This window comes from Streptomyces griseus subsp. griseus (genome assembly GCF_000720255.1).
GTDB lineage: Bacteria > Actinomycetota > Actinomycetes > Streptomycetales > Streptomycetaceae > Streptomyces > Streptomyces griseus_I.
The window spans coordinates 224,174-246,451 of record NZ_JOJE01000007.1 but is presented as its reverse complement, the minus strand read 5'-3'; the positions used below and the strand labels follow the sequence as shown (position 1 = coordinate 246,451).

The 22,278-nt window shown below is 71.3% G+C and carries 19 protein-coding genes; 1 reads left to right on the top strand and 18 read right to left on the bottom strand.

Annotated elements, in window-relative coordinates; translation table 11 throughout:
- Positions 1 to 91: 91 nt before the first annotated feature.
- The 18 genes from IG99_RS13690 to IG99_RS13610 all read right to left on the bottom strand — a co-directional run bounded on the left by IG99_RS13690 (position 92) and on the right by IG99_RS13610 (position 20,855).
- Entirely contained in the window at positions 92 to 1,513 is a 1,422-nt protein-coding gene (locus tag IG99_RS13690; protein ID WP_037673423.1) for an aspartate aminotransferase family protein, read from the bottom strand.
- Complete coding sequence (gene dxs / locus IG99_RS13685) at positions 1,510 to 3,426, bottom strand: 1-deoxy-D-xylulose-5-phosphate synthase (RefSeq protein WP_037673420.1); 1,917 nt, start codon at positions 3,424 to 3,426, stop codon at positions 1,510 to 1,512. Before dxs ends, IG99_RS13690 begins: the two co-directional genes overlap by 4 nt.
- Positions 3,427 to 3,454: 28 nt before the next feature.
- Complete coding sequence (ispG, locus tag IG99_RS13680) at positions 3,455 to 4,612, bottom strand: flavodoxin-dependent (E)-4-hydroxy-3-methylbut-2-enyl-diphosphate synthase (RefSeq protein WP_037673418.1); 1,158 nt, start codon at positions 4,610 to 4,612, stop codon at positions 3,455 to 3,457.
- A 4-nt stretch (positions 4,613 to 4,616) separates the two neighbouring features.
- Positions 4,617 to 5,639 carry an adenosyl-hopene transferase HpnH gene (gene hpnH / locus IG99_RS13675; protein WP_037673416.1) on the bottom strand — a complete coding sequence of 341 codons (1,023 nt, stop codon included), beginning with the start codon at positions 5,637 to 5,639 and terminating at the stop codon, positions 4,617 to 4,619.
- Positions 5,640 to 5,644: 5 nt separating this feature from the next.
- Positions 5,645 to 6,286, bottom strand: a complete 642-nt coding sequence (locus IG99_RS13670) for a phosphorylase family protein (protein ID WP_037673413.1) — start codon at positions 6,284 to 6,286, stop codon at positions 5,645 to 5,647.
- Entirely contained in the window at positions 6,286 to 8,328 is a 2,043-nt protein-coding gene (gene shc, locus IG99_RS13665; protein WP_037673412.1) for a squalene--hopene cyclase, read from the bottom strand. Before shc ends, IG99_RS13670 begins: the two co-directional genes overlap by 1 nt.
- A 119-nt stretch (positions 8,329 to 8,447) precedes the next feature.
- A complete protein-coding gene (locus tag IG99_RS13660; RefSeq protein ID WP_078947691.1) occupies positions 8,448 to 9,512 on the bottom strand; it encodes a polyprenyl synthetase family protein in 1,065 nt (354 codons plus the stop codon).
- Positions 9,513 to 9,583: 71 nt separating this feature from the next.
- Positions 9,584 to 11,035 carry a hydroxysqualene dehydroxylase HpnE gene (gene hpnE, locus IG99_RS13655; RefSeq protein ID WP_037673408.1) on the bottom strand — a complete coding sequence of 484 codons (1,452 nt, stop codon included), beginning with the start codon at positions 11,033 to 11,035 and terminating at the stop codon, positions 9,584 to 9,586.
- Complete coding sequence (locus IG99_RS51995; RefSeq protein ID WP_394298009.1) at positions 11,032 to 11,580, bottom strand: DUF6380 family protein; 549 nt, start codon at positions 11,578 to 11,580, stop codon at positions 11,032 to 11,034. Before IG99_RS51995 ends, hpnE begins: the two co-directional genes overlap by 4 nt.
- Positions 11,577 to 12,527 (bottom strand): presqualene diphosphate synthase HpnD, encoded by a 951-nt coding sequence (gene hpnD, locus IG99_RS13650; protein ID WP_037673406.1) that lies wholly within the window; start codon positions 12,525 to 12,527, stop codon positions 11,577 to 11,579. Before hpnD ends, IG99_RS51995 begins: the two co-directional genes overlap by 4 nt.
- Positions 12,524 to 13,426 (bottom strand): squalene synthase HpnC, encoded by a 903-nt coding sequence (gene hpnC, locus IG99_RS13645; protein WP_037673403.1) that lies wholly within the window; start codon positions 13,424 to 13,426, stop codon positions 12,524 to 12,526. Before hpnC ends, hpnD begins: the two co-directional genes overlap by 4 nt.
- Positions 13,427 to 13,785: 359 nt before the next feature.
- The gene (locus IG99_RS13640; protein ID WP_037673402.1) at positions 13,786 to 14,571 is read right to left on the bottom strand and encodes an ABC transporter ATP-binding protein; all 786 of its coding nucleotides are present in this window, start codon (positions 14,569 to 14,571) and stop codon (positions 13,786 to 13,788) included.
- The gene (locus IG99_RS13635; RefSeq protein WP_037673399.1) at positions 14,564 to 15,493 is read right to left on the bottom strand and encodes an ABC transporter permease; all 930 of its coding nucleotides are present in this window, start codon (positions 15,491 to 15,493) and stop codon (positions 14,564 to 14,566) included. The genes IG99_RS13640 and IG99_RS13635 overlap by 8 nt, the downstream gene beginning before the upstream one ends.
- Positions 15,494 to 15,604: 111 nt before the next feature.
- Positions 15,605 to 16,450 carry a glycosyltransferase family 2 protein gene (locus tag IG99_RS13630; protein ID WP_394298010.1) on the bottom strand — a complete coding sequence of 282 codons (846 nt, stop codon included), beginning with the start codon at positions 16,448 to 16,450 and terminating at the stop codon, positions 15,605 to 15,607.
- A gap of 35 nt (positions 16,451 to 16,485) precedes the next feature.
- Positions 16,486 to 17,265, bottom strand: a complete 780-nt coding sequence (locus IG99_RS13625) for a CDP-alcohol phosphatidyltransferase family protein (protein WP_199815510.1) — start codon at positions 17,263 to 17,265, stop codon at positions 16,486 to 16,488.
- Positions 17,243 to 18,304, bottom strand: coding sequence for an iron-containing alcohol dehydrogenase family protein (locus IG99_RS13620; RefSeq protein WP_037673393.1), 1,062 nt, complete (start codon positions 18,302 to 18,304; stop codon positions 17,243 to 17,245). The genes IG99_RS13625 and IG99_RS13620 overlap by 23 nt, the downstream gene beginning before the upstream one ends.
- Positions 18,292 to 19,044, bottom strand: coding sequence for a phosphocholine cytidylyltransferase family protein (locus IG99_RS13615; RefSeq protein WP_037673392.1), 753 nt, complete (start codon positions 19,042 to 19,044; stop codon positions 18,292 to 18,294). The genes IG99_RS13620 and IG99_RS13615 overlap by 13 nt, the downstream gene beginning before the upstream one ends.
- Positions 19,041 to 20,855 carry a DUF5941 domain-containing protein gene (locus IG99_RS13610; protein WP_037673391.1) on the bottom strand — a complete coding sequence of 605 codons (1,815 nt, stop codon included), beginning with the start codon at positions 20,853 to 20,855 and terminating at the stop codon, positions 19,041 to 19,043. Before IG99_RS13610 ends, IG99_RS13615 begins: the two co-directional genes overlap by 4 nt.
- 311 nt (positions 20,856 to 21,166) lie before the next feature.
- Here IG99_RS13610 and galE point away from each other — a divergent pair, with 311 nt between their 5' ends.
- Entirely contained in the window at positions 21,167 to 22,132 is a 966-nt protein-coding gene (galE, locus tag IG99_RS13605; RefSeq protein ID WP_037673389.1) for a UDP-glucose 4-epimerase GalE, read from the top strand.
- Positions 22,133 to 22,278 lie beyond the last annotated feature (146 nt).

The window sequence follows — 22,278 nt, the reverse complement described above, 5'->3', positions numbered from 1 at the left end:
CGGGTGCTTGCCTCAGAGGCAAATCTCTTGCCTCAGAGGCAAACTCCGTTTGAGGGGGGCAGGCCGGCCGCAGCGGCGGGCCCGGCGGCGCCTATCGGTTCGCCACCGCCTGCTTGATCAATGTCTTGCCGAAGTCCCACATCAGTCCGCCCCCACTGTGCGCGTCGTCCATCACCTCCGTGAAGGCGTCGACGAACCGGTCCACCTCGCGCTCGCCGATGATGAGCGGCGGGATCAGTTTGATGACCTCCAGGTGGTCGCCGGAGACCTGGGTCAGGATCCTGTGCCGCTGGAGCAGCGGGACGACCACCATCTGGGCGAAGAGCCCCTTGCGGGCGGCCTGCAGCATCGTCCAGCGGCTGCGCAGCTTCAGCGACTTCGGCCTGCCGAACTCGATCCCGATCATCAGGCCCCGGCCGCGGACATCGGCGAGCAGCTCGTACTTGTCGACCAGCGCCGCGAGACGGGACTTCAGGCGATCGCCCGTCATTCGCGCGTTGGCGACGACCTGCTCGTTCTCCATGACCGACAGCACGGCGAGACCCGCCGCCATGGCCTGCGCGTTGGATCCGAAGCTCGCCGAGTGGACCAGCACCCGGTCCATCGACGAGTAGACCTTCTTGAAGATCCAGTCCTTGCCGAGCGTGGCGCCGACCGGGACATAGCCGCCGGAGAGCGCCTTGGCCACGCACACCAGGTCCGGCTCCACGCCGTCCTCGTGCTGGTGGGCGTAGAAGTCGCCGGTGCGGCCGAGCCCGGTCTGCACCTCGTCGGCGATCAGCAGCGCCTTGTGCCGGTGCAGCAGTTCCTGCGCGGCGCGCAGGTAGCCGGGCGGGGCCTCGAGGACGCCCTTCCCCTGGATCGGTTCGACGACCAGGGCGGCCACGTCGCCCTTCTTGAGTTCCTTCGCCAGTGCGTCGAGGTCGCCGAGCGGGACGGCTGTGTCGGGCAGCAGGGGTGCGAAGCCGTCACGGAAGCCGGACTCGCCGTTGACGGACAGCGAGCCCGTGGTCAGCCCGTGGAAGGCGTGGTAGCAGTACAGGATCCGGGGCTTGGCGGTGGCGTACCGGGCGAACTTCAGCGCCGTCTCGACCGCCTCCGTGCCGCTGTTGCCGAAGAACACCCGGTCCAGGTAGGGGCTGTGGGTGAGCAGCCGCTCGGCGAGCAGCCCGGGCAGCGGCTGACAGTCGAAGCGGGTGAGGTCGGCGAGCTGCGCGTCGAGGACGTCGTGCAGCGCCTTGCGGACGACGGGGTGGTGGCGGCCGAGGCCCATCACCCCGAACCCGGCGAGCATGTCGAGGTAGTCGTCGCCGTCCGCGTCCCAGAAGTAGGCGCCCTCGCCGCGCTCGTAGACCTTGTCGAAGCCGATGGTGTGCAGCATGCGCGGGAGCTGGTGATTGAGGTGCTTGGCGTGCAGCTCATAGCGCTCGGCCCCGCGCGCGGCGAGCAGGGCGCCGAGGTCGAAGTCCCCGGCCGGGCCCGACGACTGCGACGCGGATTTGGCGGTTGTCATTCCTGTTTCTCCTTGGACGGCTCGTCCTCGACGGCCCGGCCGGCGTCCTGCGTGGCCAGGCTCGCGCTGATCCGGCCGGCGACCTCGACGGGTGTGAGGCCGATGTCGGCCAGCACCTCGCCACGCTTGGCGTGCGCGAGGAACTGCTCCGGGATGCCGAACCGCCGTACGGGCACGTCGATCTCGGCGTCGCCGAGCGCGAGCGCGACGGCGGAGCCCACGCCGGCCGCGCGGCTGTTGTCCTCGACGACGGCCACCAGCCGGTGCCGGGCGGCGAGGCCCGGCAGAGCCGGGTCGACGGGTTTGACCCAGCGGGGGTCGACGACGGTGCAGCCGATCCCGCGCGCCTGAAGCAGGTCGGCGGCCTGGAGGCAGACCGGCGCCATCACGCCGACCGCGACGAGCAGCACCTCGGGCCGCTGAGCGCGGTGCAGTACGTCCATGCCGCCGACGTGGTCGATCGCCGGGATCTCCGGCCCCACCGACTCCTTCGGGAAGCGGACCAGGGTCGGCGCGTCGTCCACCGCGACGGCCTCGCGCAGTTGCGCGCGCAGTCGCTCGGCGTCGCGCGGGGCGGCGATCCGCAGGCCCGGCACGACCTGGAGGACCGACATGTCCCACATGCCGTTGTGGGACGCGCCGTCGACGCCGGTCACTCCGGCCCGGTCCAGCACGAAGGTGACCCCGCAGCGGTGCAGGGCGACATCCATGAGCAGCTGGTCGAAGGCCCGGTTGAGGAAGGTGGCGTAGACGGCGACGACGGGGTGCAGTCCGCCGGTCGCGAGCCCGGCCGCGCTCACCGCCGCGTGCTGCTCGGCGATGCCCACGTCCCACACCCGGTCCGGGAAGCGTTCGGCGAAGGCGCCGAGGCCCACCGGGTGCAGCATGGCGGCCGTGATCGCCACGACGTCGTCGCGCTCCTCGCCGATCCTGACGATCTCGTCGCCGAACACCGACGTCCAGGACGGCCCGCCGGCGGGGACGAGCGGCGCGCAGGTGAGCGGGTCCATGGCGCCGACGGCGTGGAAGTGGTCCTCCTCGTGGGCGAGGGCGGGCTCGTAGCCACGCCCCTTCTCGGTGAGGCAGTGCACGAGGACCGGCCCGTGGAAGCGCTTGGCGCGGCGCAGCGCCGACTCCACGGCCTTGATGTCGTGGCCGTCGATCGGGCCGACGTACTTCAGGCCGAGGTCCTCGAACATGCCCTGCGGGGCGAAGGCGTCCTTGAAGCCCTTCTTCGCGCCGTGCAGCGACTCGTACAGCGTGCCGCCCACCAGGGGGGTCCGCAGCAGCGCGTCCTTGCCCCAGGCCAGGACCCTCTCGTAGCTGTCCGTGGTGCGCAGGGTGGCCAGGTGGTTGGCGAGGCCGCCGATGGTCGGCGCGTAGGAGCGTTCGTTGTCGTTGACGACGATGATCAGCGGGCGGTCCCTGGCGGCCGCGATGTTGTTGAGCGCCTCCCAGGCCATGCCGCCGGTGAGCGCACCGTCGCCGATCACCGCGACGACGTGCCCCTTCTCGCCCTGCACCTGACGGGCCTTGGCCAGTCCGTCGGCCCAGCCGAGCGCGGTGGAGGCGTGGCTGTTCTCGATGACGTCGTGCTCGGACTCCTCCCGGGAGGGATAGCCGGACAGGCCGCCCTTGCCGCGCAGCTTGGAGAAGTCCTGACGCCCGGTCAGGAGTTTGTGGACGTAGCTCTGGTGGCCGGTGTCCCACAGGATGCGGTCGACCGGCGACTCGAAGACCCGGTGGAGCGCGATGGTCAGTTCCACCACACCCAGGTTGGGGCCCAGGTGGCCGCCGGTTCTGGCGACCGCGTGCACCAGGAACTCCCTGATTTCCTCGGACAGTTCACCGAGTTCCGCCTCGGACAGCGCCTTCAGGTCGCGTGGTTGCCGGATGTTCTCCAGAATCGTCACGCTCGGGCCCCCTCTCGGTCCGTGCCGTTCAACTCACGGTGACGGTCGGTTCGCCCGACGCGGCGCCGCCCTGCTCCATCTGTTCGGCGATCCTCATCGCCTCCTCGATGAGGGTCTCCACGATCTTCGACTCGGGTACGGTCTTGATGACCTCGCCCTTGACGAAGATCTGGCCCTTGCCGTTGCCGGAGGCGACCCCCAGATCCGCCTCCCGCGCCTCGCCGGGGCCGTTGACCACGCACCCCATGACCGCGACCCGCAGCGGGACCTCCATACCCTCCAGGCCCGCGGTGACCTCGTCGGCCAGCTTGTAGACGTCGACCTGGGCGCGCCCGCAGGACGGACAGGAGACGATCTCCAGCCGTCGCTGCCTGAGCCCCAGGGACTCGAGGATCTGGATGCCGACCTTGACCTCCTCGGCGGGCGGCGCGGACAGCGACACCCGGATGGTGTCGCCGATGCCCTCGCTCAGCAGCGCGCCGAAGGCCACCGCGGACTTGATGGTGCCCTGGAAGGCCGGGCCCGCCTCCGTCACACCGAGGTGGAGCGGGTAGTCGCACTGGGCGGCGAGCTGCCGGTACGCCTCGATCATCACGACCGGGTCGTTGTGCTTGACGGAGATCTTGATGTCCCGGAAGTCGTGCTCCTCGAAGAGGGACGCCTCCCACAGCGCCGACTCGACGAGGGCCTCCGGGGTCGCCCTGCCGTACTTCTGCAGCAGCCGCCGGTCCAGCGATCCGGCGTTGACACCGATGCGGATCGGGGTGCCGTGGTCCGTGGCGGCGCGCGCGATCTCCTTCACCCGGTCGTCGAACTGCTTGATGTTGCCGGGATTCACCCGTACGGCCGCACAGCCCGCCTCGATCGCCGCGAACACGTACTTCGGCTGGAAGTGGATGTCGGCGATCACCGGGATCTGCGACTTGCGGGCGATGGTCGCGAGGGCGTCCGCGTCGTCCTGCGTCGGGCAGGCGACCCGGACGATCTGGCAGCCGGACGCGGTGAGTTCGGCGATCTGCTGCAACGTGGCGCCGATGTCCGACGTACGGGTCGTCGCCATCGACTGCACCGACACGGGGGCCCCGCCCCCGACGGCCACCGGCCCGACCTGGATCCGCCGCGACAGGCGTCGCTCGGCGATCGGCCGGACCGGTACCTCGGGAACGCCCAGGGGGACGGCCGTCACGACGTCACTCGCGGTTTCCGGAGACGGTCTCGCGCATGGCCCGCAGGGACTCCTTGAGGGAGCCCATGGTGGCGAGGACGGCGGTGGGTTCGTAACCGCAGTGCGCCATGCAGTTGGCGCAACGCGGGTCCTTGCCCCGGCCGTACTTGTCCCAGTCGGTGTCCTCGATGAGCTCGCGGTACGTCGGCACGTACCCGTCGCTCATCAGGTAGCAGGGCCGCTGCCAGCCGAAGAGGGAGTAGTTCGGGATCGCCCACGCGGTGCACGGGAAGTCGACCTTGCCCTCCAGGAAGTCCAGGAAGAGCGGGGAGTGGTTGAGCCGCCAGCGCAGCCGGTTGCCTCCCGAGAAGGCCTTCTTGAACAGCTCACGGGTCTGCTCCACGCCCAGGAAGTGCTCCTGGTCGGGTGCCTTCTCGTAGGCATAGGCGGGCGAGATCATCATCTCGTCGACCTTCAGCTCGTCGTTGAGGAAGTTGAGCACCTCGACGACCGTCTGCGGGGTGTCGGTGTTGAAGAAGGTCGAGTTGGTGGTCACCCGGAAGCCGCGCCGCTTGGCCTCCTTGATGGCCGCCACCGCCTCGTCGAACACCCCCTCCTTCGCCACGGACTCGTCGTGCCGCTCGCGCAGCCCGTCGATGTGCACGGCGAAGGCGAAATACGGGGAGGGCTTGAACTTGTCCATCTTCTTGCGCAGCAGCATGGCGTTGGTGCAGAGGAAGACGTACTTCCGCTTGGCCACCAACTGGCGCACGATTTCGTCGATCTGAGGGTGCATCAGGGGTTCGCCGCCGGCGATGGACACCATCGGGGCCCCGGATTCGAGCACCGCGCCGACGGCCTGGGCCACGGGCATGCGCTGCTTCAGCACTCCCGCCGGGTGCTGGATCTTGCCGCAGCCCTCGCACTTCAGGTTGCAGGCGAAGAGTGGTTCGAGCTCCACGATCAGCGGGAACTTCTCCCGCTTACGCAGTTTCTGTTCGGCCAGGTATGTAGCGACCTTGATGGACTGGCGCAGCGGCATGGCCATGGGGCTCACCTCCGGGGGAGCAGCACATTACGGTGCCATTCGAAGAAAGTAGGCAGGACGGAGCGAAGGACGCGGAAGGCTGATATTCCACCGCGCACCGTGCCGATCCGGACGAGTTCATGTTCTGGAGCGTCCACGACCACCCGGACGGCCGCAACCGGGCGCTCGCCCACATGCACGGCGCTCAGGAGCGTGGCGGCGGACTCCATGTCGACCGCGATCGCGCCGGTCGCGCGCAGGGCGGACCGTTCGTGTCCGCGCACGACGTGGTCGGAGCCCGTCAGCGGGCCGGTGTGGACGGTACGCCCGGGCAGGGTACGCACCAGTTCCTTCACGAGCAGCTCGGTCGCCACGCAGGGCACGTGTCCGCGGGGCTCGCGGGTCTCCTCGGCGACGACCAGGTCCCCGGGGTGCATGCCGGGGGCGAGTCCCGCACAGAAGCCGGTGGCCAGCACGGCGGCCTCGCTGAGCGCCGGGTCGGCGAGCACCCGGCCGACGGAGCGTTCGGCCGCCCGGGGGCCCATACCCGTGCGCAGGACGGTGACCGGCCCGCCGGCCCCGCTACGGTCACCCATGCGCAGCGCGAGGTGCTCGATGCCGAGCGCGCAGGCGATCAGCAGCGGGGCCGGAGCGGGCTTGGCGGTCATCAGCTCCCCTTGGCCTCGGCGAGCGGCTGTCCGGTCGTGTTCTGCTGCCCGGTGCCGATGTGCCGGTCGGCGAACGGTTCCCCGTGCAGATAGCGGCCGAGCGCGGTGAGGGGGAAGACCTGGCGGTAGAGGTGGTAGTTGATGGAGAAGTCCCACGGGAAGCCGGTGCCGGTGAAGTGGGGCTCGTCCCAGGAGCCGTCCGCCCGCTGGGTCTCCGCGAGCCAGGCGACGCCCCGCTCGACGACTGCGGAGTCCCGCTCCCCCGCCGCCAGCAGCGCCATCAGCGCCCAGGCCGTCTGGGACGCGGTCGAGGCACCCCGGCCGCTCCACTCCTCGGCATGCCGGTAGGAGCGCAGGTCCTCGCCCCAGCCGCCGTCGTCGTTCTGGACGCGCTCCAGCCAGGCCACCGCCCGCCGGATCGCCGGATGCGAGCCGGGCAGTCCGGCGGCGGTCAGGGCGGGCACCACCGACCCGGTGCCGTAGACGTAGTTGACGCCCCAGCGCCCGAACCACGAACCGTCCGGCTCCTGTTCGGCGAGCAGCCAGTCGATGCCGCGCCGGGTGCGCGGATCGCGGGCGAGGCCCTCGACGGCGAGCATCTCCACGACGTGCGCGGTGACGTCCGCGGACGGCGGGTCGATGACCTCCCCGAAGTCGCAGAACGGCAGCCGGTTGGGGAACGGGCTGGTGTTGTCGACGTCGAACGCGCCCCACGCGCCGTTCTTCGACTGCATGCCGAGGTTCCAGCGCACCCCGCGCCCGATGGCCCGGTCGACACTGTCCTGGTCCGGATGCTTGACGCGGCGCAGCGCGAGGGCGACCTCGGCGGTGTCGTCGATGTCGGGGTAGTTGTCGTTGTGGAACTCGAACGCCCAGCCACCGGGAGGCAGTTGGGGGCGTTTGACGGCCCAGTCGCCGGGCCGGACGATCTCCTCGCCGAGCATCCAGTCCGCGGCCTTGACGAGTTGGGGGTGGTCGGCGGGCACCCCGGCGTCGACGAGCGCGATGGTCGCCAGGCAGGTGTCCCACACCGGCGACTGGCAGGCCTCGACCATCCGCGCCCCGTCCTCGCGCCAGACGGCGAACCGGTCGAGTGAAGCGAGTCCCTCCCGCATCACGGGGTGTTGGAGGTCGTAGCCGAGCAGGTGCAGCGCGATGAGGGAGTACACGGCCGGGGGCTGGATGCCGCCCCAGCAGCCGTCGTTCTCCTGGCGTTCGATGATCCAGCGGGCCGCGGTGTTCATCGCGGCCCTGCGCAGTCTGCGGGGGGCCACCTTGCGCAGGGCGTGCAGCGCCTTGTCGAGGCGCTGGAAGGCGCCGTCCCAACTGGCGACCGGTGCCAGGGGCTTGATCGGGTTGGGGTGGGCCGGGTCGGTGTGCAGCTCGTCCAGAGGGAAGGGCGCGGGCCGGACCGGGCGCTTCGCGGAGACGATGGTGAGCGGCACGATGGTCTGCCGGGCCCAGCAGCCGAAGTCGTAGATGTTGAGCGGCATCCACTTCGGGAAGTAGATGAGCTCGGGCGGGAGTTCGGGCAGGTCCTCCCACTTCCACCAGCCGAACAGGGCCAGCCAGATCCGGGTGAAGACACGGGCCGCGGCGATGCCTCCCCGGTCGCGGATCCAGGCCGAGGCCTTCGCCATGTGCGGGTCGTCGGGCGCGTCGCCGGCCAGGCGCAGGGCGACGTACGCCTCGATGGTGGTGGAGAGTTCGCCGGGCCCGCCGTAGAAGGAGGCCCAGGTGCCGTCCTCGCGCTGTTCGCCGCGGACGAAGAGTGCGGCGGCCCGGGTGGTCGACTCGTCGCGAATGCCCAGGAACTGACGGAGCAGCAGGTCCTCGGCGTCCATCGTGACGTTCGTCTCGAGGTCGCCCTTCCACCAGCCCTCGGCGTCCTGCCGGGCGAGCAGGAAGTCGGTGGCGCGCCGGACCGCGCGCGCGGCGGCTTCGTGGATCCCGGCCGCCTCGGGAACGGTGCTGTCGGTTTCGCTGGCCGCGGCAGCGCGGGGCGGCAGGGCCCCGGTGCTTCCGTCGGTCGTCGCTGTCATGGCTTCCCCTTCGTGCAGTGTGCAAGTGGTGCTGTCTGCTGTGGGTCCGCCGTCGGCCGGTGCGCGGCTGTCCGCGTCACCGGCCGGCGACTACGCGAGGAGTATTCGACCGATAGTGATCATCTCTTTCGTACGACGACGAAGTCCGCGAGCGCAGTGAACCGGGCCCGCACGGGGTCGGGCATGTCGACGGCGTCGAGTGCTTCGATGGCGATGGTGTGCTGACGACGTGCTTCCTCGGCGGTCCATTCGCGGCCGCCGGCCTCCTCGATGAGGGCGGCGCGGGCCGCGAATTCCTCCTCGGAAAAGTTCTCGAAGTCACTGCTCTTGGCGTCGTCGGCGAGCATCTCGCCGAGCCGTTCGGAGGCGCTGCCGCTTGCCGCGAGCGCGGCCACGACCGGCAGGGACTTCTTGCGCTGGCGCAGGTCGCTCCAGGTCTGCTTGCCGGTGGCCTCGGGGTCGCCCCAGATGCCGAGGAGGTCGTCGACGGCCTGGAAGGCGAGGCCGAGGTGGTAGCCGTACTTCTCCAGCGTGTCGGCGGTGCGCTCGTCGGCGCCGCCGAGTACGGCGCCGATGGAGCTGGCGCAGGCGAGCAGGGCACCGGTCTTGTTGCCCTCCATCTCCAGGCACTCCTCGACGCTGACGCGGTCGCGGTGCTCGTAGGAGATGTCCTGCGCCTGGCCGTCGATCAGGGCGCGGGTGGCGGTGGTGAGGCGGCGGGTGGCCCGGCCGGCCTCCACCGTGCCGAGTTCCAGCAGGACCTCGTTGGCCAGTGCGAACAGGGCGTCGCCGACGAGGATCGCCTGGGCGGGGCCGTGCACCTTCCAGACGGTGTCGCGGTGGCGGCGCTGCTCGTCGCCGTCCATCAGGTCGTCGTGCAGGAGCGAGAAGTTGTGGACCAGTTCGACGGCGACCGCTCCGGGCACGCCGACCTCGGGGGCGGCTCCGGTGACCTCCGCGGACAGCAAGGCCAGGGCGGGGCGCACGGCCTTGCCGCCGTCACCGGACGCCGGGTTCCCGGCGGCGTCGATCCAGCCGAAGTGGTAGGCGGCCACCGTGTCCATGGGGGGCGCCAGACGATCGACGGCCGATTTCAGGACCGGTGTGGCAAGGGTCCGCCCGCGCTCCAGCAACGCGGTCACGTCGACCGCGGTCCTCCGATCGGCCGTCGGGGCCGGGGGCACAGTGGGCACAGTCTCTCCTCTTGTTGCGGTACCGGAGGTGCGTCGACCTGCCGAGCCGTGCTGTTCGATCATCAGGCCGCCTCCTCGAAGTCGAAGAGGTGGCGGGGGCGGGGGCGGCCCAGGGCGTTCAGCGCGGCGTCCGCCGCGCTCACACCGCTGCGGACCGCGCTCTCCATGGTCGCGGGCCACCCGGTGGCGGTCCACGCTCCGGCCAGGTAGAGGCCGGGGGCCTTGGTACGGGCGCCGGGCCTGAGCCGTCCGACGCCGGGGGTGGGGGCGAACGTTGCCGTCCGCTCCCGGGTCACGAAGAAGTCCCGCACCTCGGCACCGCGCGCGCCGGGCAGCAACCGCTCGAGTTCGGGGAGGTAGCGCTCGCGCAGCACGGCGACGGGCTCCTCGATCTCGTCCTGGGCGGCCGACTGCGACAGGGCGAGGTACTGGCCCTCGCGCAGGCCCGACGCCTCGGTGCGGTCGAAGACCCACTGCACGGGCGTGCCGAGGGCGGTGAAGAAGGGCCGCGCGAGCACCGTGCGGTCGTAGACGACGTGCACGTTGAGGATCGGCGCGGTGCCGATCTCCAGCAGGTGTTCGGGCGCGTCGAGGGCTCCGTCGGGCAGCAGTCCGTGCGCCTCGCGCTGCGGTACGGCGAGCACGACCGCGTCCGCGCGCAGTGTCTCGCCGGGAACCTGAACGCTCCATGTCCCGTTCTCGTCATAGGAGATGGAGGTGACTCGTGTACGGACTTCGGTGCGCACACCGGCGGAGTCGAGCGCCTTGCGGGCCAGCCGGTCGTGCAGTTCACCCAGCGGGACCCGCGCCCAGCCGATGTCGGCCGCGCCCGGGTCGGACAGCAGACCGGTCTTGAACACCATCGCGGCGAGCCCCAGTGAGGCGTCGCCCGCGACCGCGTTGAGGGTGGCGACCCCGACCAGGTCCCACAAGGCCTCGACGGCGCGTGCCGACTGACCGTGCGCGGTCAGCCAGCTGCCGAAGTCCTGTGCGTCCAGGGCCGGATCGGCGAGGTCGAGCCCCTTGAGCGCGAGCGCGGCACGGCCGACCTTGGCGCGTTCGGCGAGCGAGAGATGCGGATACGTGGCGAGGCTGCGGCCCAGGTGCAGGGGCACGGGGAGCGCGTCGCGCCGCAGTCTGCCAAGGCGCCGCCCCTCGGGCTTGGTGACGTCGAGGACGGGGACGTCGAGGCGGTCCTGCAGCGGTGCCAGCGCCGTGCCCTCGATCCGGTCGAGGAACCAGCGGTACGCGGTGCAGCAACGCAGGTAGACGTGCTGGCCGTTGTCGACGGTGAGTTCGCCGCGCTGGAAGGAGAAGGCGAGGCCGCCCAGTCGCGGCCGGCCTTCGAGCAGGGTGACGCGCACACCGGCGTCGGCGAGCGCGAGCGCGGCGGTGATGCCGGCGAGCCCGCCACCGATGACGACGGCGTGCCGCCCACCACGCGTACCGCGCTCCTGGACACCGTCTCCGGAGGTGTCCGGGTGCAGCCCGTCGGGCCGCGTGCCGTCGGTCATCGTGCGCCCTCCCCTGCGGACCCGTCGAGCCGCGACGAACGTGCGCGGCGACCCGTCGCAGTCAGGGACGCCGCGCCGTGCCGGAGGGTTGCGTGCCGGATGCCGCCGACCGGGCCCGCGGGGCGCGGGGCGTCGGCGGAGGTACGTCGGGCCGGGACGCCGGTGCGGTGACCGGGGCCCGGCTCGGCGCCGATCGGCCCGGCGCCGTGCGAGGCCTCGGTGGAACCGCGCCGGCACAGGACTCCGTCATGACAACCCGGCTCGGCGCCGATCGGCCCGGCGCCGTGCGAGGCCTCGGTGGAACCGCGCCGGCACAGGACTCCGCCATGGCAACCCGGCCCGGCGCCAACCGGGCCCGCGCCGTGCGGTACCGCGGCGCAGCCGCCTCGGCACGGGACACCGGTGCGGTGGTCTCGGCACGGTTCGGCCCCGGCCGGGCCGCCGCGGTGCGAGCCCCGGGCAGGGCCGCCCCGACGCCGGACGCCGCTATGGCGACCTCGGCACGGTTCGGCGCCGGCGTCGCCCTGGCGCAGGGCGCTCTTCACACGCGCCTCCTGACGGTCTGCCGGGAGACATGCCGGGTGTCCAGGCCGGACAGCCCGCGTACGGCGACGTAGGCCTTCTCGCGGCCGGGCAGTGAGACCCGGCCGCGCAGGACGGCCTCGGGGTGACGTTCGATGCGGTCGAGGAGACGGCGGTAGATGCCGGCCATGGCGGCGACACAGGCGCCGCTGCGCCGGTCGAGCATGGGCAGCAGCCGGTAGCCCTCCGCGAAGAGGGCGCGGGCCCGGCGTACCTCGAAGTGCACGAGGCCGGCGAAGTCGGAGCCCTCCGGTGGCGTCGGCCCGTGGAACCCTGCCGAGCAGCCGAACTTGGCGAGGTCGTCGGCGGGCAGATAGGTACGGCCGCCCTCGGCGTCCTCACGGATGTCCCTGAGGATGTTGGTGAGTTGCAGCGCGAGGCCGAGCGTGTCGGCATACTCCGGCGCGCGCTCGGCGCCGCGCGCCCCCGGCTCGGTGCCGAACACCCCGAGCGAGAGCCGCCCGATCGCGCCGGCCACGCAGCGGCAGTACACCTTCAGGTCGTCCCAGGTCTCGTAGGCCTCACCGCGTACGTCCATCAGCACGCCGTCGATGAGTTCGTCCAGGCCGCCCAGCGGGATCGGGAAGGCACGGGCGGCGTGGGTGAGGGCGACGGCGACCGGGTCGGTGTCGTCCTCGTCGACCTCGTCCTCGCGGATCCGGGTGAGCAGCGCCCTGGTGTCCTCCAGCCGCGCGGCCTTGACGTCGTCGCCCAGCGCGCCGTCGCCGATGTCGTCGACACGCCGGGAGAACGCGTAGAGCGCCGACATCGCCCGGCGCTTGGGTGTGGGCAGCAGTCTGATGCCGTACGCGAAGTTACGGGCCTGCTGTCCGGTGACGGCCTCGCAGTAGCTGTAGGCGGCGAGTACCGGTGCGGACAGGTCCGGTGCGGACTCCACGGTCCGGATCACCCCTCTCCTCGCAGAGTCAGGCCCACCTCGCGCAGCAACCGGAGCTTGCCGGGCTTGGGCGGACCGGGAAGTACATCGAATTCGGCGGCGGTGATCGCTCGGATCGCCGCCCTTCCCCCCGCCACGAACCCCGCGAGCAGCAGCTTGAGTCTGCCGTGGACGCTACCCATCAAGGGGGCGCCTTCATTCAGGAGGTCGCGGGCGCGTTGCGCTTCGTACGCGACCAGTGCGCGCACCGACGCGCTCGCGGTGTCCGTGGCGAGATCCGCCTCCTGGACGTGAAAGCGCTTCATGTCCGCGGCGGGCAGGTAGATGCGGTCGCGGCCGAGGTCCTCGGCCACGTCCTGGAGGTGTTCGACGATCTGCAGGGCCGTGCAGATCGCGTCGGAGCGGCGGATCCGCTCCGGGGTGGCGGTGCCGGTGACGGCGAGGACGAGCCGGCCGACGGGGTTGGCGGACAGTTCGCAGTAGGCGAGGAGGTCGTCGTAGGTCTCATAGCGTCCGACGAGTTGGTCCTGGCGGTTGGCGGCGATCAGTCCGAGGAACGGCTCGGGGGTGAGCGAGCGCAGGTGCACGGTGGGCTGGAGGCGGCGCAGCAGGGGGTGGCGCGGGATGCCGTCGAAGACGCGGCGCAGGTCGGCCTCGAAGGCATCCAGGAGGACCAGCCGGTCCTCGGCGTCCCGCGGCGACACGCCGAGCAGCTCCGCGTCGGCCCCGCCGCGGGCGAGGTCTCCGTCGCCGATGTCGTCGACGAGGCGGGCGAAACCGTAGACGGCCATGAGGTCGGTGCGCCAGGCGCGGGGCAGGAAGAAGGGCGCCACGGGGAAGTTCTCGTCCGCGGCCTTGTCGAGCGTGCCGCGCTCCGCGGCGCCGGCGCGCGCCGTGCCGGATCCCGTCACCGCGGGCTGCCCGGGGCGGGGACGGCACGTGCTGCGTTGAGCTGGGGAGTTTCCGTAGCCATCGCCGTCACATCTCCCGTTCTACACTGCCGACCCAATACACACTATTTCGGACACGCCGCCCAGCCGTCCGCGCGGTGGCCCTGTCGAAGGGTGTCGCGCACTATCGCCCCACTTGCCGCGTTTCGGCACCGGTACAGCTTACGTTGTACAACGCGCCGAGGTCCGAGGGGGTGTCCCGCGCATCACAAGAACACACCGATTGGCGTCAAGATTCCTAAGCCTGACCGGAGTTGACGTTTCCTTTGCAGACGAAGGGCCCCGCCGGAGCAGTTCCGGCGGGGCCCTTGCCGAATGGGCTACTTGCCCGTGAACTTCTCGTACTCCTTGAGGACCTCTTCGGTCGGGCCGTCCATGCGCAGCTCGCCGCGCTCCAGCCAGAGCACACGGTTGCAGGTGTCACGGATCGACTTGTTGTTGTGGCTGACCAGGAAGACCGTGCCGGCCTCCTTGCGCAGCTCCCGGATGCGCTCCTCGGAGCGCTTCTGGAACTTGCGGTCACCGGTGGCCAGGGCCTCGTCGATCATCAGCACGTCGTGGTCCTTGGCGGCGGCGATGGAGAAACGCAGCCGGGCCGCCATGCCGGAGGAGTACGTGCGCATCGGCAGGGTGATGAAGTCACCCTTCTCGTTGATGCCGGAGAAGTCGACGATGTCCTGGTAGCGCTCCTTGATCTCCTCACGGGACATGCCCATGGCGAGCCCGCCCAATATGACGTTGCGCTCGCCGGTGAGGTCGTTCATCAGGGCCGCGTTCACACCGAGGAGCGAGGGCTGACCGTCGGTGTAGACCTTGCCCTTCTCGGCGGGCAGCAGGCCGGCGATGGCCCGCAGCAGTGTGGACTTGCCGGAGCCGTTGGAGCCGATCAGGCCGATGGCCTCGCCCCGGTAGGCGACGAAGGAGACGCCTCGCACCGCGTGCACCTTGCGCACGCCGCGCGCCGCGTCGTCGGAGCCTCGCTTGACGATCCGGCTGAGGGCGGCGGTGGCGCTGCCCTTGCCGGTCTTGGCGCCGTTGACGCGGTAGACGATGTGCAGCTCGTCCGCGATGACGGTGGGAACCAGTTCGGTCTGCTGCTCAGCCACGGCCGTACCTCTCCTCCGCCTTCCAGAAGTACACGAAACCGCCGACGGCGAACAACGCGGCCCAGCCGCCCGCGGCCGCCCACACGTGGTCGGGCAGGTTCTCGGAGCCGTAGCCGTCGATGAGCGCGAAGCGCATCAGGTCCATGAAGATCGCGGCCGGGTTCCACTGCAGGACGTTCGCCACCCACTGCGGCTTGCCCTCCAGCATGATCGGGATGGAGAACATCACGCCCGACGCGTACATCCAGGTGCGCATCACGAACGGCATCAGCTGCGCCAGGTCCGGGGTCTTCGACCCGGCCCGGGCCATGATCAGGGCGAGGCCGGTGTTGAAGAGGAACTGCAGGGCCAGCACCGGCACGATCAGCAGCCAGGACAGGTCCGGGTAGCTGCCGAAGCCGGCCGACACCGCGAACAGCACGACCATCGAGAACAGCAGCTGCTGCAGCTGCTGCAATGAGAAGGAGATCGGCAGGGAGGCGCGCGGGAAGTGCAGGGCGCGGACCAGTCCGAGGTTGCCGGAGATCGCGCGGACACCCGCCATCACCGAGCTCTGCGTGAAGGTGAAGACGAACACACCCGTCACCAGGAACGGGATGTACACCTCGCGCGGCATGCCCCGGTCGGCCTCCAGGATCACGCCGAAGATGAAGAAGTACACGGCGGCGTTCAGCAGCGGCGTGACCACCTGCCACAGCTGTCCGAGCTTGGCCTGGCTGTACTGGGCGGTCAGCTTCGCCTGCGAGAAGGCCAGGATGAAGTGCCGGCGCCCCCACAGCTGGCGGACGTACTCCCCCAGCCCGGGCCGCGCGCCGCTCACGGACAGCCCGTACTTGGCGGCGAGCTGCCGCGCCGGGAGGCCCTCGTGGGGCGACGGAGGCGCACTCACCGCGACTCCACCGTCATGCGTTGTCTCACTCACAAGTGGAAACTTTCGTCTTCGAGATGCACAGCCTGCGGGCCTGGCATGAGCCGGGGACCGGGGTACGGTCCCACACGCTCCCCGTCCCGCATGCTCTCAGGAACGAGCTTGTCAGATGACCGGGGGCCGTCCCAGCCGTGTCAGCCGCCACACCGTACGCCACTTCATGGGCCTGCGGGGTCCGCACGGCGTGGTCCAGCCCTCCTTGAAGCCGCCGAACCACGCCCGCAGCGCGGGCCGCGAGGGGCGGCGCGCCAGTGTGAGCAGCAGCCAGACCCCGAGGTAGACGGGGACGAGCGGCGCGGGCAGGTTGCGGCGGGCCAGCCACACCCGGTTGCGGGCGACCATCCGGTGGTAGACCGCGTGCCGTGAGGGCGCGGTCGTGGGGTGGAACAGCACCATGTCGGACCGGTAGTCGATCATCCAGCCCGCGTCGAGGGCCCGCCATGCCAGGTCGGTTTCCTCGTGCGCGTAGAAGAATGCGTCCGGAAGCCCGCCGACTTCCCCGAGGACCTTCGTACGGACCGCGTTGGCGCCGCCGAGGAAGGTGGTGACCCGCGAGGAGCGCATCGGGTCGGAGGCCCGCAGCCGGGGGACGTGGCGGCGCTGGGTGACGCCGGTGTCCGGGTCGGCGATGCGGAAGCTGATGATGCCGAGCTCCGGGTCGGCGGCGAAGGCCGCGCGGCACAGCTCGGCGGTGTCGTGGTGCGCGAGCAGCCCGTCGTCGTCGAGGAAGAGCAGGATGTCCACGTCGCGGCCGCCGGGGCCGAAGGCCTCGATGCCGACGTTGCGGCCGCCGGGGATGCCGAGGTTCTCGGGCAGCTCGACGGTGCGGACGCCCGCGGGGACGTCCGGGACGGGCGAGCCGTTGCCGACGACGACCACCTCGATGCGGTCGCCGTCCTGCTTGGCGACCGAGTCGAGCAGGGCGCGCAGTTCGTCGGGGCGGTTGCCCATGGTGATGACGACCGCGCCGACCTTCAGGGGCGCGTTCACTTCAGCCTGCTCGAAGCCAGGATGGACACGAGGTGCAGCAGGGTCTGCAGGAGCGCGATGCCGGCCAGCACGGCGACGCCGAGCCGGGTGAAGAAGAGGTCGCCGCGCGACTGGTCCACGATCGCGAGGACCAGGATCAGCAGGGACGCCTCGATGCCGAGGATCAGCCGGTGGAACTTGAAGGCGGCGGCGGCCCGGCGCGCCAGCGCCATGCCGGAGGAGCGCATCTCGGCGGCGGCCTCCTGGACCGGCGGCTTGCCGGCCTGATGGCGGGCGACGCCGACCAGGTCGGTCTCGGCCTTGATCAGGATGGCGCCGAGGGCGGCCAGGGTGCCGAGGAAGGCCCACAGCCAGTCGATCCGCCCGCTGCCCCACAGGTCGGCGGCGCGCAGGCCGAAGCCGACGAGCACGGCCGCGTCGGTCAGGTAGGCGCCGACCCGGTCGAGGTAGACCCCGTTCAGCGAGTACTGCTGCTTCCAGCGCGCGATCTCGCCGTCGACGCAGTCCAGCAGCAGGTACATCTGGACGCAGACCACGCCGAGGACGGCCCCCGGGATCCCCGGCACGAGCAGTGCCGGGGCCGCGAGGACGCCGAAGACGGTCATCAGGTACGTGAGCTGGTTGGGCGTGACCCTGGTGTTCACCAGGTAGCGGTCGATCCGCAGGGACACCTCACGCATGTAGAGGCGTCCCATCCAGTGCTCACCGCTGCGCCGGTCCTTCACCCCTGCGGGGTGCACGACCGGACGGAGTTCAGCTACCGATGGCCTTGACATAGTCGGCGTATGTGTCCTTGATCTGTGGGGTGGTCAGGTCGAGGTGTTCGAGGATCGTGTAGCGGCCGGGCCTGGTCTGCGGGGCGAACTCCACGGCGCGGACGAACTCGTCCACCGTGAAGCCGATCTCGTCCGGCGTCACCGGCAGCCCGTGCCGGCGCAGCACCTCGGCCATGTACACCGACTCCTCGTGGGCCCCGCGCAGGTACATCGCGAAGGCCGCGCCCAGGCCGCACTGCTCGCCGTGGGCGGCGGCGCGCTTGGGGAAGAGCAGGTCGAAGGCGTGGTTGATCTCGTGGCACGCGCCGGAGGACGGGCGGGAGTCGCCCGACACCGACATGGCGATGCCGCTGAGGACCAGCGCCTCGGCGAGCACCTGGAGGAAGTCGTTGTCCCCGATGCCGCCCGGGTGCCTGAGCACCGCCTCGCCGGCCTGGCGGGCCATCGCGGCGGCGAGACCGTCGATCTTCTCCCCGTTGACGCGGTTGGCGAGCTCCCAGTCCGCGATCGCGGAGATGTTGGAGACGGCGTCGCCGATGCCGGCCCGTACGTAGCGGACCGGGGCCTCGCGGATGACGTCCAGGTCGATGACGACCGCGATCGGGTTCGGCACGCCGTAGGAGCCGCGGCCGGCGTCGTTGTCGAGGGTGGCGACCGGCGAGCACAGGCCGTCGTGGGCGAGGTTCGTCGGTACGGCGACCAGCGGCAGGCCGATGCGCGCCGCGGCGAACTTGGCGCAGTCGATGATCTTGCCGCCACCCAGGCCGACGACCGCGTCGTAGTGGCCGGCCTTTATCTCGCCGGCCAGCCGGATCGCGTCGTCGAGGGTGCCGCCGCCGACCTCGTACCAGGTGGCGCCGGGCAGGCTGGGGGCGATCCGCTCGCGGAGCTTGGCGCCGGAACCGCCGCTGACGGCGACGGCGAGCTTGCCGGAGTGCGAGATGCGCTCGTCGGCGAGGACGTAGCCCAGGTCGTCGAGGGCACCCGGGCGGATGTCCACGACGACCGGCGAGGGGATGAGCCTGGTCAGTAGCGGCACGCGATCTCCCGTCCGCGCGCGAGGTCGTCGTGATTGTCGATCTCGACCCACGGGACGTCACCGATCGGTGCGACGTCGATGCGGAAGCCGCGGTTGACGAGCTCCTGGTAGCCGTGCTCGTAGAACTGCTGCGGGTCGGTCTCCCACACGGTCTTCAGCGCGTCGCCGAGTTCGGCGGCCGCGTCGCCCTCGATGAGGGTGACGCCGATGTACTCGCCGGTGGCCTCGGCCGGGTCCATCAGCTTGGTGATCTTCCGGACGCCCTGGTCGGGGTCGACGACGACCTTCATCTCCTCGTCGGCGAGCTGCTTCACCGTGTCGAGGGCGAGGATGATCTTCTTGCCGTCGCCGCGGGCGGCGAGCAGCGTCTTCTCGACGGAGACCGGGTGGACGGTGTCCCCGTTGGCGAGGATCACGCCGTCCTTGAGGGCGTCACGGCCGCACCACAGGGAGTAGGCGTTGTTCCACTCCTCGGCCTTGTCGTTGTCGATGAGGGTGAGCTCGATCCCGTACTTCTCCTCCAGCGCGGCCTTGCGCGCGTAGACGGCCTCCTTGCGGTAGCCGACGATGACCGCGACCTCGGTCAGGCCGATCTCGGCGAAGTTGCCGAGGGTGAGGTCCAGGACCGTCGGTTCGCCCTCTATGCCCGCGGGCCCCACCGGCACCAGCGCCTTGGGCAGGCTGTCGGTGTAGGGGCGCAGACGCCGTCCGGCGCCGGCCGCCAGCACGAGGCCGATCATGCGGGTTCTCCTTCATCGTGTACGGCGGGCGCGCCGCCCTTGTGGGCGGCCACCCAGTAGCGGATGCTCTCGACGAGCACCACCAGGGCGACGGCCACGGCGAGGGCCGTGAGCGCCGCCGTGAACTGCGAGGCGGTGAGGAGCGCGGCGAGGACGGTGACGAGCAGCGTCCGTCCCTCGTGCCCCCAGATGGCGCGCACCAGCCAGGCCGGGGGCGCTCCGGCGTCGCCGCGGATGCGGTACACCGTGTCGTAGTGATGGTAGGCGACGGCCGCCACCAGCCCGAAAGCCGCAGGAAGGGCCCCGTGCACCCCCGCCTTGGCGGCCAGGATCAGGACGGTGCCGTACTCGGCGGCGCGGAAGAGGGGCGGGACCAGCCAGTCGAGGGTGCCCTTGAGGGGCAGGGCGACGGCGGCGCCGGAGGTCAGGACGTACACCGCCGCCGCCACGACGGGCAGCGCGCTGCCGTACGGCTCGAAGGCCGCGGCGACGAGCAACGCCGCACCGCCGAGTGCCAGGAAGACGCGTGAGCCGTACGGCGTGTGCGCGCGCAGCCGCTTCAGCACCCGGACGACTCCCTCGGCCAGCGGCCCGCTGTCGGCGAGGTCCGCCAGCGCCTTCGCCGCCCGGTCGGTGCGCTGCGCCCTCCGCGTCAGCGACCGCAGCACCCGGCCCGCCGTCGTGTACGTCGCCGCGAAGGCGCAGCCGGCGATCAGCGCGTAGAAGGTGATCCGCGGTGTGGTGACCGCCGTGAGGACGGCGATCATGGCCCAGCGCTCGCCGATGGGCAGCACTATCATCCGGCGCAGCCAGACGGTCCAGCCGACGCTGTCGAGCTTGTCGGAGAGGGCGGCGGTGGGGCTGGTGTTGGCGGTGGCGTCGTGGTTGGCCTCGGTGAAGGAGAAGTCCACGACATGCCGGCAGCTCTGCAGGACCATCGCGCCGAGGGCGAGGGCCCACACGTCGTCGCCGCTGCGGGCGGCACCGAGGGCGAGGCCCGCGTAGTAGGCGTACTCCTTGGCCCGGTCGAAGGTGGCGTCGAGCCAGGCTCCGAGCGTGGAGTACTGCAGGGAGTAGCGGGCGAGCTGGCCGTCGGTGCAGTCCAGGACGAACGAGGCGATCAGCAGGACGCCGGCGGCGACGAACCCGCCGCGGGTGCCGGTGGCCGCGCAGCCGGCCGCGATCAGCGCGGTGAGCAGGGAGGCGGTGGTGACCTGGTTGGGGGTCAGGCCGCGGCGGGCGCACCAGCGGGCGACGTAGCGCGAGTAGGGGCTGATGAAGAAGGTGGTGAAGAAGCCGTCGTGGGCCTTCACGGCCGACTTCAGGCGTACGGCCTCGTCGTCGACGGAGGCGACCGACTGCCGGGCCTCGTTGCGGGCCTGAGGGTCGGCGGGGACGGCGGCGACGAGTCTGCCGAGCGTGGGGCGGTGCACCGGGGCGTCGTCGGCGCCGAGGGCGGTGACGATGCGGTCGGCGAGGCTGTCAACAGCCAAGGCCGTTCCGCCGCTCGCGGAGTTCTCTCTCGCCACCGCTCTGGTCAGCGCCTGTCGGCCCGCCGCCTGGGCGGTCACGGCGCCCGGGATCGCGGCGAGCGGGAAACGGGGGTCGGTGAGGGCGAGGCGCAGCGCGTGAAGATGGCCGACGAAGCGGGCGTCGACCACGGCGACCCGCTGTTCGATCGGCACCTGGGCGAGCAGCGTCTCCGCGTCCGCGGGGTCGGCGGCCACCCGGACGTCGAAACCGAGGGAGCGCAGGTCCCCCTCGATCGACGATCCGGGGACCGGCTGACCGGTGAGGATGGCGGTCGACAACCGAACTCACTCCCTGGGTCCCCGACGCGTCCGCGCCGGTCGTGTGCACGATGGGGGGCGCCCCTTGGCGGCGCCGGGCCCGTTTCCGCATTGGGCCTGGCCGCACCAGCGGGCGGCTGTCGGCAGAGGCTATCGGATGCCGGGAAGCGGGCGTTCACCGCCTGTTCATGGCACCGTCGACGGGGTCCGCACCGGCCTTTGCCGAGATCATCATGGGCGATGCGCGACCCGAGCCACAAACCGCGCCCCCCATCCCCGGCATCAGGGACATTGCGCCCGGCACGCGCCGGGTCGGCATAGGGTGGGCGACCATGACGTGGCTGATCACCGGCGGAGCCGGATACATCGGGGCGCATGTGGCACGAGCCATGGCCGGGGCCGGGGAGCGGGTCGTCGCACTGGACGACCTGTCGGCCGGGATCGCCTCACGGCTGCCGGCGGACGTGCCGCTGGTGCGGGGCTCGTCGCGGGACGGCGACCTGCTGAAGCGGGTCCTCACCGAGCACGCCGTCACGGGTGTGGTGCATCTCGCCGCGCGTAAGCAGGTCGCGGAGTCGGTGGCGCAGCCGACGCGCTACTACCAGGAGAACGTGGGCGGTCTCGCCACCCTGCTGGAGGCGGTCGCCGAGGCGGGGGTGCAACGGTTCGTGTTCTCCTCGTCGGCGGCCGTGTACGGCAACCCCGATGTGGACCTCATCACCGAGGACACCCCCTGCGCCCCGGTGAACCCGTACGGCGAGACCAAGCTCACCGGGGAGTGGCTGGTGCGGGCGGCGGGCCGGGCGCACGGCATCGCGACGGTGTGCCTGCGCTACTTCAACGTGGCGGGCGCGGCCGCGCCCGAGCTGGCCGACACCGGTGTCTTCAACATCGTGCCGATGGTCTTCGACCGGCTCACCCGCGACGAGGCCCCGCGGATCTTCGGCGACGACTATCCGACGCCGGACGGCACCTGCGTGCGCGACTACATCCACGTCGCCGACCTCGCCGAGGCGCACCTCGCGGCGGCCCGGCGGCTCGGCGGGCGCACGGGGGATCTGACGGTGAACATCGGCCGGGGCGAGGGCGTCTCGGTACGGGAACTGGTCACGCTGATCGGCGAGATCACCGGCGACACCCGGCCCGCCCTGGTCGAGGCGCGCCGCCCGGGCGACGCCCCGCGCGCGGTCGCCTCCGCCGTGCTGGCCGCACGGGAGCTCGGCTGGTCGGCCCGGCGCGGGGTGCGCGAGATGGTGGAGTCGGCCTGGCGGGGGTGGCTGCTGCACCGCGGCGGCTGAACACCCACCCCGCCTGACCTGCGGTTCGTTTGCGCAGGTCAGGGCACATGACAACGGTGTTCAGTGCCGCGTTGCCGGATACCCCCCACCCGTAGTTGACTGTGATCCCGGCGAACCACGTCGGGACCGGGTCGACACACAGGAGG

Coding starts and splice junctions, on each gene's coding strand:
- hpnE (WP_037673408.1), bottom strand. CDS start 11,035: ATGACCGACGGCACGCGGCCCGACGGGCTGCACCCGGACACCTCCGGA.
- IG99_RS13670 (WP_037673413.1), bottom strand. CDS start 6,286: ATGACCGCCAAGCCCGCTCCGGCCCCGCTGCTGATCGCCTGCGCGCTC.
- IG99_RS13690 (WP_037673423.1), bottom strand. CDS start 1,513: ATGACAACCGCCAAATCCGCGTCGCAGTCGTCGGGCCCGGCCGGGGAC.
- IG99_RS13630 (WP_394298010.1), bottom strand. CDS start 16,450: ATGGGCAACCGCCCCGACGAACTGCGCGCCCTGCTCGACTCGGTCGCC.
- shc (WP_037673412.1), bottom strand. CDS start 8,328: ATGACAGCGACGACCGACGGAAGCACCGGGGCCCTGCCGCCCCGCGCT.
- IG99_RS13615 (WP_037673392.1), bottom strand. CDS start 19,044: ATGATCGGCCTCGTGCTGGCGGCCGGCGCCGGACGGCGTCTGCGCCCC.
- hpnH (WP_037673416.1), bottom strand. CDS start 5,639: ATGGCCATGCCGCTGCGCCAGTCCATCAAGGTCGCTACATACCTGGCC.
- IG99_RS13625 (WP_199815510.1), bottom strand. CDS start 17,265: ATGTCAAGGCCATCGGTAGCTGAACTCCGTCCGGTCGTGCACCCCGCA.
- galE (WP_037673389.1), top strand. CDS start 21,167: ATGACGTGGCTGATCACCGGCGGAGCCGGATACATCGGGGCGCATGTG.